Annotated in this window: 9 protein-coding genes; 7 read left to right on the top strand and 2 right to left on the bottom strand. The window is 66.9% G+C overall.

Annotated features, from left to right (window positions below):
- Positions 1-52 precede the first annotated feature (52 nt).
- On the top strand, positions 53-1,888 hold the full coding sequence (locus AC4PRM_RS09925) for an autotransporter assembly complex protein TamA (RefSeq protein ID WP_373258429.1): 1,836 nt from the start codon (positions 53-55) through the stop codon (positions 1,886-1,888).
- A complete protein-coding gene (locus AC4PRM_RS09930; RefSeq protein WP_492039721.1) occupies positions 1,885-6,129 on the top strand; it encodes a translocation/assembly module TamB domain-containing protein in 4,245 nt (1,414 codons plus the stop codon). The genes AC4PRM_RS09925 and AC4PRM_RS09930 overlap by 4 nt, the downstream gene beginning before the upstream one ends.
- Before the next feature lie 66 nt (positions 6,130-6,195).
- Here AC4PRM_RS09930 and AC4PRM_RS09935 read toward each other — a convergent pair whose 3' ends face one another.
- Positions 6,196-6,726, bottom strand: coding sequence for a hypothetical protein (locus tag AC4PRM_RS09935; protein WP_487921820.1), 531 nt, complete (start codon positions 6,724-6,726; stop codon positions 6,196-6,198).
- Positions 6,727-6,795: 69 nt separating this feature from the next.
- Entirely contained in the window at positions 6,796-7,332 is a 537-nt protein-coding gene (locus AC4PRM_RS09940) for a hypothetical protein (protein ID WP_492039722.1), read from the bottom strand.
- Positions 7,333-7,416: 84 nt separating this feature from the next.
- Between AC4PRM_RS09940 and AC4PRM_RS09945 the strand changes: the two genes are divergently transcribed.
- The 5 genes from AC4PRM_RS09945 to AC4PRM_RS09965 are packed head-to-tail and all read left to right on the top strand — an operon-like array spanning position 7,417 to position 13,108.
- A complete protein-coding gene (locus tag AC4PRM_RS09945; protein WP_492039723.1) occupies positions 7,417-8,667 on the top strand; it encodes a hydrolase in 1,251 nt (416 codons plus the stop codon).
- Positions 8,668-8,669: 2 nt separating this feature from the next.
- Complete coding sequence (locus AC4PRM_RS09950; protein WP_492039724.1) at positions 8,670-9,677, top strand: arginine N-succinyltransferase; 1,008 nt, start codon at positions 8,670-8,672, stop codon at positions 9,675-9,677.
- A gap of 8 nt (positions 9,678-9,685) precedes the next feature.
- On the top strand, positions 9,686-11,104 hold the full coding sequence (gene astD, locus AC4PRM_RS09955) for a succinylglutamate-semialdehyde dehydrogenase (protein WP_492039725.1): 1,419 nt from the start codon (positions 9,686-9,688) through the stop codon (positions 11,102-11,104).
- Positions 11,101-12,438 carry an N-succinylarginine dihydrolase gene (gene astB / locus AC4PRM_RS09960; protein ID WP_492039726.1) on the top strand — a complete coding sequence of 446 codons (1,338 nt, stop codon included), beginning with the start codon at positions 11,101-11,103 and terminating at the stop codon, positions 12,436-12,438. The genes astD and astB overlap by 4 nt, the downstream gene beginning before the upstream one ends.
- Before the next feature lie 55 nt (positions 12,439-12,493).
- Positions 12,494-13,108 (top strand): DUF998 domain-containing protein, encoded by a 615-nt coding sequence (locus tag AC4PRM_RS09965; RefSeq protein WP_492039727.1) that lies wholly within the window; start codon positions 12,494-12,496, stop codon positions 13,106-13,108.
- Positions 13,109-13,140 lie beyond the last annotated feature (32 nt).

A 13,140-nucleotide genomic window follows, 5' to 3' on the forward strand; every position in this document is an offset into this window, starting at 1 on the left:
TGAAGCCGCATGATAGGGACCCGCCTTCCTTCGCACAGCCCAGAGTTTCCATTTGACGAGCCGCCATGCCCTGTTTCTGATCAGCACGGCGGGCTTCATGGCACTGGCGACGGCGGTTCAATCCGAGCCTCGTGCTCTAATTCGCGGTGAACTGGACAGCGAACTGCGCGCTCAGTTGCAGAGGGCTGTCGGCGATGTCGACGATCCTCCGTCCAACCGCTTCGAAGCACGCCGGCGAGCCCGTGCCGCCATGGAATCGGCAGAAGCCCTTCTGAGATCCGAGGGCTATTATCAACCAACCCTCATCGATGACGTCGAAGGCGAAGAGACACCCGTCGCTATCGTCGAAGTGACCCCAGGACCGCGGTTCCTGCTGGCCGACTATGGGCTGAACTGGACCTTGCCGCCCCCCGATCAAACGACCGATCTGGCCGTTCGCGAAGAGGTCGATCTGACCACTGGCGACCCGGGCCGCGCGGTCGATGTACTGGCGGCAGAGGGCCGCATTGTCGCGGGCCTGACCCGTCGAGGCTATGCCGATGCCGAAGCCAGGGCGCGTCGCGTCGTGGTCAACCACACCGACTATACCGTCACCCCAAACTACAACATCGATAGCGGGCCTCTGGTCCGGCTGGATGGCATTCTGCTGCGGACGCGCGGCCCCACCAATCCTGACTGGGTTGCCGGCTTGGCCCCTTGGGTCCAGGGCGATGTCTATGATCCGGAACAGGTCGCGGAACTGGAACGGCGGCTGACCGAAACCGGCGTTTATGACGGCATCGGCGTAGCTCTGTCGCCTGCGGACCAAAACCTGCCCAATGGCACTCGCCCGGTCATCGTTACCCTGCGGGATCGCCCGGCTCGTACCCTGGAAGCCGCCATCACGCTGTCAACGGCCGAGGCGATCGTCACGGCAGGCAGAACCGGCGCGTCACCCTCCAACACCGGCGGGTCGGCGATCGAGGGGACCTGGACCTGGTCCAACCGCTTCGGTCGCGCAGACACCCTGATCTGGCAGGCCCGTCTGGCTGAGATCGACAGCCGTATCGGAGGCGTGCTCAGCCTGCCGCACTGGCGCAGGCCCAGCCAGACACTGCGTCTTGAAACCGCGGCTGTTTATGAGAACACCGATGCCTATCGCAGGACCGCCCTCGTCCTGGCTGCCGACATCCGCCAGCGGGTCGGCAAGACCTCATTCTACAGCTATGGACTGGGCCTGGACGGCGGTCAGTACGACGAAAACCGGTTCGACCCGCTGACGCAGGCTCCCATACGCCTGACCCGTGACCTGGTGATTCTGACGGGGCGCGGCAACTTCTACTGGGACCGCTCGAACGATGCGCTGGACCCCACGAGCGGCTGGCGACTGAGCGCTTCGGCCCAGCCAACGGCCGTGGCGGGCGAGGACACGGTGCTGTTCCTTCGGACCGAAGCCGAGGCCACAGGCTACCTGTCTTTCCAGGAGGACAGGACCGTGCTTGCGGGCCGTGTCAAGTTGGGCTCGATCGTCGGCGGCGAAGAGCTGACCGTTCCTGCTGACCGACTGTTCTATTCCGGCGGCGGCGGCTCTGTACGCGGCTATGAATACCAGAGTGTGGGCCCTCGCCTTCCCGACAACACGCCTCGCGGAGGTCTGAGCCTGTTCGAGACCTCTCTTGAGGTGCGCCGCAAGGTCTTCGGCAGCTTCCAGGGCGTGGCCTTTGTGGATGCCGGTGCCGTGGGCTTCGACGAAACGCCGGACTTCGGCAACCTGCGCTATGCTGCCGGTGTGGGCGTTCGCTACCTTCTGCCATTCGGCCCGATCAGGGCGGATATCGCCATTCCGCTGGATAAGCGTGAGGGCGATCCCAGCTTCCAGGTCTATGTCAGTCTGGGCCAGGCGTTTTGACCGACGCTCAGCCCCCGACCGATGCGCCCGAAGACAAGGCGGAGACGCCCGCCGCCGAGGAAAAGCGCAAGCGCACCCGCCTTCAGGCTCTGGCCTTCTTCGGCGGCATCGCGGTCGCCATCCTGATCGGCCTGCTGATCGTGGGTCTGGTCGGCGGGCGGATGTATCTGCTGTCGGGGCCCGGCCGGGAGCTGGTGACCAGCTTCGTCGAGGGCAAACGCATCGGCAACTATGGTGAAATCCGCGTCGAGGGCGTCGAGGGTGACCTGTTCGACGACTTCACTATCCAACGGGTCACGGTCACGGATGCCCAGGGAGTCTGGCTGGAGGCGCGCAAGGTCCGCGTCGACTGGAGCTTCTGGCCCCTGGTCGCGCGGCGTTTCCACGCCACCAATATCGAGGCCGAGGTCGTTCGCCTGATCCGCCGCCCCGAGGTCGAGGCCTCGACCAACCCGCCCGGCCAGCAGCCTATCTCGGTCGATATCGACCGGTTCGCCGCCAATATCGAACTGCTGGAAGGCTTCAGCCAAGAATATGGCCGGTGGAAGCTGGACGGCGCTCTGGGCCTGCCCCGTGTCGGCGACAAGACCGCCACGATCAATGCCTTCAGCAACACCCGCCCCGGCGACTTCCTGCGTCTGAGCGGTCGGATGGGTGACGAGCTGGCCGATATCCGCCTGAACGTTCAGGCCAATGAGTCCCAGGGCGGCCCGCTGGCCGGGGCTCTGGGCTATTCGCCGGACCAGCCGTTCAATGCCGTCGGTATCGTCAATGGCGAAGTCGTCAATGTGGTGATGCGCACTGGCACCTTCACACCCCTGACCATCCGCGGCACCTATGGCAAGGACCAGACGCGGATCGCCGGCTACGCCGACTTCTCCGGCTCTGACCTGCTGCAGCCCTTCGTGGACCGCGTTGGGCGGACAGCGCGCTTCGGCCTGGTCGTGCGGCCCGATACCGACAACGACGGCCTGCAAGGCGTGGGCTGGAATCTGGTGTCCGAAAATCTGAACTCCAGTGCGTCTGGCATGATGCGCAAGGCGGACCGCAGCACGCCGGATGGCATTCAGCTGGAAATCTCGACGCCGTCGCTGACCCGACTGGCCGGCACGCCGCTGGCGGGTCCTGCCGCCTATTCCGCCCTGTTCAAGGGCGATGGAGCGGCCTGGACCCTGAACGGGTCGGTCGATCTGCTGAACGCCAACCTGTCCAGCTATCAGGCCCAGCGGATTTCGGGGCCTCTCAACTTGAGTTCCAGGGCGGGTCGCTTCGACCTGCAGGGCGACATCCGCGCCAAGGGCGGGTCCACTGCCGGGATCGTCGGTGGCCTGCTCGGCACCCAGCCCCGTGTCCAGTTTCAGGCGGCGCGTCAGCCGGATGGAGCGATCCTGCTACAACGCCTTCAGGCGGACGGTCAGGGCCTCAAAGTCACAGGCTCGGGCGGACGCAACCTGCTGGGCGGGCTCAGCTTCCGGGGCAATGCGACCGTCACCGATGCCTCTCTCGTGCAACCCGGCGCGCGCGGATCGTTCGGCGGGCCGATCACCGCCGCCATGCGCCGCACCGGTGCCCCCTGGAGCCTGACCTTCGACGGCCGCGGCCGTGGTCTGTTCACGGGTCAGGAGGAGCTGGATCGCCTTCTGGGTCGCACACCTCGTCTGCAACTGACCGGTGGCCTGGACGGCGGGCGCATCTCCATCCAGCGCGCGGCCCTGACAGGGGCCCAGGCCAATGCCAATGCGCGCGGCATCATCGAGGGCAATGGCCAGCTGCGGCTCGCCCTCGACTGGAACGCGCGTGGCCCGTTCGGTGTCGGCCCGGTCGCTATCGACGGAGCCATGACCGGTGATGGTGCCCTGACAGGCACCCTGGCCGAGCCGCGTGCGGACCTGAAGGCCCGGTTCGATCGCATCGCCGCTGGACCGCTGGATTTGACCCAGGCCAATCTGGCCCTGACGTTCCGCAAGGGTGCCGACGCCTCGGACGGCAGTATCGCGATCACGGCCCAGTCCAACTATGGCCCCGCCCGCGCCAGCGGCAACTTCTACCTGGGCGGTCCGCAAATCCGTCTGACCAATGTCGATCTGGATGCGGGCGGTGTGACGGCCCAAGGCTCGGTCGCCCTGTCCAACAACCTGCCCTCCAGCGCCGACCTGGCCTTCACCGCCCGCCCCGGAGCGTTCCTCGCGTCCGGCACAGCGGAGGGTCGCGTCCGCCTGACCGAGGGTGCCGGCAGAGACACCGCCATCGTCGACGTCACCGGGGCGAATGTGAGGCTGGCCGGTCAGTCATGGGTCGTGCGTCGCATCGACCTTAACGGTCGCGGCACCCTGGATCGCCTGCCCTTCACCATCGTCGCCGACGTCGGGGGCGGCACGCCCGCCGCCTTCAACGGCACCGGCGTCTATTCCCGCCAGGGCGCGGCCCAGACCATCGTGCTGAACGGCTCGGGCAGCGCGCGCGAGATCAATTTCACGACCCGCAACCCAGCCGTCTTCGCCCTGTCCGGCGATGGCCAGGTGGCGCGTGTTGATCTCAACGTTGGCGGCGGAGTCCTGACCGGCGAGATGCGTCGGGATTCCCGCGCCGCTGTGATCGAGGCCAATCTGACCAGCGTGGAGCTAGGCTCCTTGTCGCCTGATCTGCGCGGTCGGGTCACGGGCCGTCTGTCCCTGCGCGGCGCAGGCGACGACCTGTCCGGCTCGGCCAATGTGGCGCTGGAGAATATCCGCAGCATCGACGCGCCGCGAGGCCTGGCCGTCGACGGCACGGTCAGTGCCATGCTGGTCAACAACACCCTGCGCATCCAGGCCGATGCCCGCGACAACGGAGCCGTCTCCGCCACCGCCGACGTCACCCTGCCGGTCGAGGCCTCCGCCGCGCCACTGCGCCTGGCCATCGCCCGCACCCGCCCGATGAGCGGCACGGTTGCGATTCAGGGCCAGGTCCAGCCCATCTGGGACCTGTTCCTGGGTGGTGAACGCTCCTTGTCCGGCCAGATCGACGCCAATGCGACGCTGGCCGGCACCTTGAATGCTCCGCGCATCAATGGTCGACTGGACGTGCAGCAGGGGGCGTTCCGAGACAATGGCACGGGCCTGCGTCTGGCCGGTCTGACACTGGCCAGCCGCTTTGACGACACCACCGCCCTAGTCGAGACCTTCACAGCTAATGACGGATCGGGGGGCACGGTGTCCGGCAGCGGACGCATCGGCCTGCGCCAGGGCTCCGGGTCCAACTTCGAACTGGCCCTGACCCGCTTCCGCATCATCGACAACGACATCGCCGAGGCCCGCGCCTCCGGGCCCCTGACCGTTGTGCGCGGTGCCGACGGCAACATCCAGCTGACGGGGCAGATCGATATCGACGAGGCCAGGATCGAGGCCAATCCGCCCGGCTCCACCGGCATCGTCCGTATGGATGTGGTCGAGATCAACAAGCCCGGCGGCAATGCCGAGGAGATCGATACCGCCGACCGGCCCCAAGGCCCCCAGATCGGACTGGACATCGCCATACGCTCGCCGGGCGGCGACGTGCGCGTCGTTGGACGAGGCCTGAATGTCGAGATGCACGTCAATGCCCGCGTGCGTGGCACCATCGCGGAACCGCAGCTGAGCGGCACGGCGCGCGTCGTGCGCGGCGACTACGACTTTGCCGGCAAGCGGTTCATCTTCGACCCGCGCGGCACGGTCAGCCTGTCGACCAATCCTGAGCAGATCAGGCTCAACCTGTCAGCAACTCGCGAAGACCCGGCCATCACAGCAACGATCCGCGTTACCGGCACGGCCGCGCGGCCCGAGATCGCCTTGACCTCCAATCCCGCCCTGCCCCAGGACGAAATCCTGTCGCAGGTCCTTTTCGGACGCTCGGCATCACAACTGTCGGGCTTCGAGGCGGCCCAGCTGGCGGCAGGCGTCGCGTCGCTGGCCGGAGGCGGTGGCTTCGATGTGATCGGGAACCTGCGCGAACTGGCCGGTCTGGACCGACTGTCATTCGGCGGCGAGGCGTCAGGCCTGACGATTGCGGGTGGCCGCTATCTGACCGACGACCTGTATCTGGAAGTCATCGGCGGCGGCGACAATGGCGCGGCGGTGAATCTGGAGTGGCAGGTGCGCCGCAACCTGACGGTCAGCACCAAGTTCGGTGGCGAAGGGGCCAGCCTGTCGATCCGCTGGCGTCGCCAGACCCGACAGCCCGGCACCGGTCCAGAGGACCGGCGCCAGAACCGTCAGGGGCGTTAAAGCGGAGCCGGGTTGGCAGAACCTAGCCCGGCACCGCTCACGCTTCGTTCCGGCTTGATGTCAAAATCAGAACACGTCCTGATCGACGGCACGCATCTTGTTCATCGCATTGGCACCGCGAATGCCGGCGATGTGAAGCACGAGCTCCACGACCAGAACGACAAGGCCCAGAACCGTGAACCACATCGGACCCGCCGCCGCTGACTGAGCTGAAGGTCCCATCAGGCCCAGAAGAGCGCTTCCCAGACCGAACACGACCAGGACTGTGAACAAGATCGGGATCACGATGTTAGGTTTGAACCATTGCACCAGACCCAGAACGATCTGGATCACGACCATTAGCCCGGCCCAGATCACGACAAAACCGGTCATGGCACCAGCGATGCCTTCCATCCCGGCCACATTCGGATCGGTTTGAGCGGCTTCGGCAAAGGCCGACTCCATCAGAGCCGGTGCCGCCGTCGCCAGATAGATCGTGGTGACGATGCCCCAGGCTACGCCGATGAAGATGGCGACGGCGCTGGATCGCGCCGCAGCGATAGCCTGGGTACGGTCCGTGATCGGGGCCGTGGGGTTCATTGCAGATATCAGACTCATTCTCGCCTCCCGGTTATGAGGCGCGGAGCCTAACCCGACCACAGTGATGTACGAAAGGCGTCTTGATCCTCAGTCTGAAGCCAACTTGCGAAACTCCGCCAACCTGCCGGCCCCTTTAATGGCCGTTGCATGCAGAAGCGCTGCTGCGGACATAGTCACAAGGGTCATGACGATCAGACCCATGGGCTGACTGGCCATCCCCTGACCGCCCACCGCATATACGAATGCCAGGGCTCCGGTCCCCAGGGCCCACACGACCAGCATCAGGAAAACCAGAGGCAACAGGCTACTGGGCTTGCGCCAGTGCACCACGGCCAGGACAAGCTGCAAGGCCACCATACTAATCGCACCGGCCAGTCCGATCTGCGTTGCCGCCTGCATCTGTTCGGCGGTTTCAGGTCGCTGCGTCATCTGATCAACGGCCAGCCGTGTCGCCTCCGCACCGGCATTGGCAGTGTACCAGGCGAGGATGGAGTCCCGCGCCGCACCGATGATCATGCCGATCGAGCTGGCACGTGTCGCCGCGAGGGCATGATCCTGAGTTTCCAGCGTCGCCGCCGGATTGAAGTATCTGATCCAGCCGTGCGCCATAAATTGTTCCCCCATGAATCGTAGCCTAGCCCTTGCTGGCAACGAGAGAAACCGTCGCCCGCCTTCACCTTTGCAATCCATGTCGCTAGGGTCTGCCGCATGCGGATTCTGCCGACAGATCAGAACGTGCTCGACCATGTCGCAGCGCGCGAGGCGATTATTATCCAGCGTGCCGTCGAGTGGTCAGATTTGAACTCTGGCAGCCGAAATGCCGCTGGACTGCAAGCCGTGCTGGCGCGTCTGGAGACCGAAGCCATCAGCCTTGATGCCGCCTGTGAACGCATCGGCACAGCCTCCTCGACCAGCGTCGGCGATGATGGCGCGGTCCGTCACGAGGCCCACGCCGATGCCCTCAAGATCACCCAGCGCCCTGACGCCCCCATCCAGGTCGTTCTGACGGGCCACTACGACACCGTCTTCCCGGTCGAGAGCGCGTTCCAGACCGTGACCACCCGCCCCGATGGGGCGCTGAACGGTCCAGGCATCGCCGACATGAAGGGTGGCATCTCCGTCATGCTGGCCGCGCTTGAGGCGTTCGAGACCCATCCCGACAAGGCCAATGTCGGCTGGACCGTGCTGCTGAGCCCGGACGAAGAGATCGGCTCGCCCGCCTCCGCCCCCCTGCTGGCCGAACTGGGCGCACGTGGCCATGTCGGCATGACCTATGAGCCAGCGCTGGCCGACGGCACCCTGGCCGGAGCGCGTAAGGGCAGCGGCAACTACCACCTGATCGTCACAGGCAAGGCTGCGCATGCCGGTCGCGCCTTCCACGAAGGGTCGAATGCCGTGGCCGGGGCCGCCATCATCGCAGCCCGCCTGCACGCCCTGAACGGCCAGCGCGAGGGCGTCACCGTCAATGTGGCCAAGATTTCCGGGGGTGGCGCGCTCAATGTCGTGGCCGACAATGCCGTCGTACGCTTCAACGTGCGCGTGCCAGACGCCCAAGCCTCGGCCTGGATATCCGAGACCGTACAGCAGATCGCGACCGAGCCGCCCTTCCCCGGCCTGACCCTGGACCTGCACGGCGGCATGACCCGTGCGCCCAAGCCGATGGACGCCAGCCAGACGGCCCTGTTCGAAGCCGTGCGCCACACCGGCTCGCTGCTGGGCCAGACCATCGCCTGGAAGCCGTCGGGCGGCGTGTGCGAGGGCAACAACCTGCATGCCGCGGGCCTGCCCAACATCGATACGCTCGGAGTCCTGGGCGGCGATATCCATTCGGATCAGGAGTTCGCCTGGCCCGCCAGCTTCGTCGAACGCGCCCAGCTGTCGGCCCTGATCCTGTGCAAGATCGCCTCGGGCGAAATCGATGCGCTGAAACTGAAATCCCTGCGTCTGGAGACGATGTAACCATGCTCGTCGTTCGCCCCGCCGGACCTGCCGATCTCGATTTCCTGCTGGAACTGGCCATTTTGTCCGGTCCGGGCTTCACCAGCCTGCCCGAAGACCCGGACCAGCTAATCGAGCGGCTGGACCTCAGCCGGGACAGCTTCGCCGGCCGGATCGATGTCCAGCAGCGCTGGTACACCCTGATGCTGGAGGAATCCGAGACGGGTGACGTCGACGGCATCGGCTCGGTCAAGGCGGCCGTCGGGCTGAACCGCCCCTTTTTCAGCTTCCGCGTCGTCAACAACGCCCAGTCATCCCCATCGCTGGGCATCAAGCTGGAACAGAAGACCCTGGTCTTGGTCAATGAGTGCACGGGCTGGACCGAGGTCGGCTCGCTGTTTCTGAAGGCCGACCGGCGCAAGGGCGGCGCAGGCCGCCTGCTCAGCCAGTCGCGCTATATGCTGATCGGGGCCGAGCCGGAGCTGTTCAGCGAGAATGTCCTGGCCGAGCTGCGCGGCGTCTTCACGCCCGATGGGGCCTGCCCCTTCTGGGACCATGTGGCGCACAAATTCTTCCCGATGGAGTTCGACGAGGCCGATCGCATGACCGGCTCGACCGACAAGCAGTTCATCCTGGACCTGGCCCCGCGCCACCCGATCTACATCGAACTGCTGCCCGAACCCGCGCGGGCCGTGATCGGCAAGGTCCATCCGCAGGGCGTACCCGCCATGGCCCTGCTGGAGAGCGAAGGGTTCCGCCCCAACGGCCTTGTCGACATCTTCGATGCGGGCCCGACCGTGGCCTGCGGACGCGACAACATCCGCACCGTGCGCGATGCCCGCCGCCTTACCGTCGCCATCGCCGACGAGGTTGAGGCCGAACTGCCCGCCCTGATCTCGACCGACTGCGTCGCCGACTTCCGCGCGGTGCGCCAGCGTACCCAGATCGAAGGCGAGACCGCCACCCTGAACCGCGAGACCGCCGACGCCCTGAAGGTCCGGGCCGGCGATGTGGTTCGCGTCAAATCCTGAGTGACCAAATGACCCGCTTCCAATCCATTGACCCCGCCACCGGCGACACCGTCTGGAAAGGCCCAGCGGCCTCCGCCACCGAGGTTCAGGCTGCGACCGACCGCGCCCGCGCCGCCTTCCCCGACTGGGCCGACCGTTCGCGTCAGGACCGCATCGACGCCGTCAAACGCTATCAGGCCGTCCTGAAGGACCGCGCACCCCGGATCGCCGAGGCCATCAGCCGCGAGACCGGCAAGGCCCTGTGGGAGACGACCACCGAACTGACCGCCATGCAGGGCAAGGTCGACATCTCCATCCGCGCCTATGACGAACGGACCGGCGAACGCACCGCCGACACCGCCTTCGGTTCCGCCACCCTGCGCCATCGCCCGCACGGCGTGGCGGCGGTGCTGGGTCCCTTCAACTTCCCCGGCCACCTTCCCAACGGTCACATCGTCCCGGCCCTGCTGGCCGGCGACACGGTCGTCTTCAAGCCGTCCGAGGAAACCCCCCTGACCGGCCAGCTGATGGCCGAGGCGTTCGAGGCCGCCGACCTGCCGACCGGCGTGGTCAATGTGGTCCAGGGCGGACGCGACACGGGTGCCGCCCTGCTGGACAGCGGCATCGACGCCCTGATGTTCACCGGCTCGGGCGCAGCGGGTGCTCACTTCCGCCGCAAGTTCGCGGACGATCCGCACGTCATCCTCGCGCTGGAGCTGGGCGGCAACAATCCGCTGGTCGTCTGGGACACGGCGGATGCGCAAGCCGTCGCGGGCATCGTCGTCCAGTCCGCCTTCATCACCACCGGCCAGCGCTGCTCCTGCGCGCGCCGCCTGATCGTGCCCCAAGGGCCCCAGGGCGACGCCATCATCGAAGCCGTCGCCGCCCTCAGCGACCGTCTGCTGTTCGCCCCTTGGAACAGCAGCCCCGAACCCTATGCCGGCCCGCTGATCTCCGAAAAGGCCGCCGCCGCCGCGCTGGCCGCCCTGCAGGAGCGGATCGATGCGGGCGCCCGGGTCATTCGTACCTCCGGACCTGTCGGCAATCTGCCCGGTGCCTTCGTCAAACCGGCGATCATCGACGTGACCGGGGTCGATGTGCCCGACGAGGAGATGTTTGCGCCCTTTCTGTCGGTGACTCGCGTCGCCAGCTTCGACGACGCCATCGCCGCCGCCAACGCCACCCGCTACGGCCTGTCCGCCGGTCTGGTCAGTGACGACCCGGCGCACTGGCAGACCTTCATCCGCCGCATCCGCGCGGGTGTCGTCAACTTCAACCGCCCGACCACCGGGGCCGCCGGCGACATGCCCTTCGGTGGTCTGGGGGCCAGCGGCAACCACCGCCCCAGCGCCTACTATGCCGCCGACTACTGCGCCTACCCGGTCGCCAGTTTCGAAGCGAGCGCGGTGAAGAACATCGAGGGTGAGATCAAAGGGTTGCAGGCATGAGTGCCCACGCCGTCGAAGCCAACGCCGACGGCCTCATCGGCCCGACCCACTCTTATGCCGGACTGTCCCCCGGCAACCTCGCCTCCAGCCTGAACGCCGGCGAGGCGTCCAACCCCCGCGCGGCCGTGCTGCAGGGCCTCGACAAGATGAAGCGGCTGGCGGACCTCGGCCTGCCGCAATACGTCCTGCCGCCGCACGAGCGGCCCAACATACCCTTCCTGCGCAGCCTGGGCTTCACCGGCTCCGACGCCCGCGTGCTCGAACAGGCCTGGAAGGACGCGCCCAGCTTCGCCGCAGCCGCCTGTTCGGCCAGTCCCATGTGGGCCGCCAATGCCGCGACGGTGACGCCATCCGCCGACAGCGCCGATGGCCGCGTCCACTTCACCCCCGCCAATCTGGTCACCAACCTGCACCGCTCGCTGGAGCACCGGCAAACGACGCGCGCACTCGACGCCCTCTTTGCCGATCAGGACCGGTTCGCCGTCCACGACGCCCTGCCCTCCGTCGCCCATCTGGCCGACGAGGGAGCCGCCAACCACGTCCGCCTGTGCGCCGAGCACGGCCAGCCGGGCGTCAATCTGCTGATCTGGGGGCGAGAGGCCTATGAGCCTTGGTCCGGCCCCTACCCCGCCCGTCAGACGCGCGAGGCGTCGGAAGCCATCGCCCGCCGCCACGGGGCCTCCGGCCCCGTCCTGGCCCGTCAATCCCGAGCCGCGATCGCGGGCGGGACCTTCCACAACGACGTGGTATGCGTCGGGGCTCTGGACACCCTGTTCCACCACGACCTGGCCTTCGAGGACACCGCGGGCACCCATGCCGCGATCCGCGCGGCCGCCACAGGCTTCGACCCCATCTTCGTGGAGGTCTCGTCCGCCGACCTGCCGCTGGCCGACGCCATTTCCAGTTATCTTTTCAACTCCATGCTGGTGTCGCTGCCGGGCGAGGACCGCCTGACCCTGATCTGCCCGACCGAGACCCGCGACAACGCCCGCAGCCATGCGGTGGCTCAGGGTCTGGTCACGTCCAACGGCCCCATCGGCCGGGTCGAATATGTCGATGTCCGCCAGTCGATGCGCAACGGCGGCGGCCCGGCCTGCCTGCGCCTGCGCGTCGTCCTGACCGAGGCGGAGCAGGCCGCGACCAACCCCGCCATGCGCATGACCGACGCCCTGCATGCGCGGCTCAGCCAGTGGGGCAGTACCCACTACCGCGACACCCTGACCCCCGCCGACCTGACCGACCCCGCCCTGCTGGACGAAAGCCGCCGGGCACTGGACGAACTGACCGGCATTCTGGATCTGGGCAACGACTTCTATCCGTTCCAGCGAATCTGAGCGCTTGGCCATAGGCTCCACGGTCGTCTAGCCTGACGGCAAGGGAGGGCCCCAGATGCTGCGTGAACTGACAATCCTGTGTGGCACGGCCAGCCTGCTGATCCTGGCCGTCGTCATCTTCGCGGCCCCCTTCGGCTATCCGGGCTACGATCCCCTCAGCCAGTACGTCAGCGAAATGGGAGCCGGCGGCACGGCGACGGGGACGTGGGTCAGCACGGCGTTCATCATGTCCGGCCTGCTGCTGGCCGTTTTCTGGCTATTGTGCGCCGCCGTCTTCCCGCGCAGCCCGCTGGCCGTCATCGGCTTCATCCTGTGCGCCCTGAACGGCGCAGGACTCTTCTTCGGCGGCGTCTTCCCCTGCGATTTCGAATGCGCGGTCGAGGGAGCCAGCGCCTCCGGCATGCTGCACGAACTACTCGGTGGCCTGGGCTATCTGCTGGGTGTCGCCGGTGTCTTCGTGCTGGCGATCGCGTCCCGGGGCTGGCCCGGTGGGCCCAGGCTGTTCCCGCTGGGTCTGGTCTGCGGCATGGCCGCCGCGCTCATGATCCCGATCATCGGTCCGGAGTTTCCATGGCACGGCGCGGCCCAGCGCGTGCTGGAAGCGGCCTTCGCCACATGGACCATCGCCGTCATGATCGCTGTCTCGCGCCTGCCCAAGCCTCCGTCGTGACCGCAAAAACGGCTTGCCAAATCATATAAGGA

Source organism: Brevundimonas sp. DW-iso22 (genome assembly GCF_058725425.1).

What these genes read in the sequence shown, in the direction of transcription:
- AC4PRM_RS09945 (WP_492039723.1), top strand. Translation starts at nt 7,417, where the DNA reads ATGCGGATTCTGCCGACAGATCAGAACGTGCTCGACCATGTCGCAGCG.
- AC4PRM_RS09935 (WP_487921820.1), bottom strand. Translation starts at nt 6,726, where the DNA reads ATGAGTCTGATATCTGCAATGAACCCCACGGCCCCGATCACGGACCGT.
- AC4PRM_RS09950 (WP_492039724.1), top strand. Translation starts at nt 8,670, where the DNA reads ATGCTCGTCGTTCGCCCCGCCGGACCTGCCGATCTCGATTTCCTGCTG.
- AC4PRM_RS09965 (WP_492039727.1), top strand. Translation starts at nt 12,494, where the DNA reads ATGCTGCGTGAACTGACAATCCTGTGTGGCACGGCCAGCCTGCTGATC.
- astB (WP_492039726.1), top strand. Translation starts at nt 11,101, where the DNA reads ATGAGTGCCCACGCCGTCGAAGCCAACGCCGACGGCCTCATCGGCCCG.
- astD (WP_492039725.1), top strand. Translation starts at nt 9,686, where the DNA reads ATGACCCGCTTCCAATCCATTGACCCCGCCACCGGCGACACCGTCTGG.
- AC4PRM_RS09940 (WP_492039722.1), bottom strand. Translation starts at nt 7,332, where the DNA reads ATGGGGGAACAATTTATGGCGCACGGCTGGATCAGATACTTCAATCCG.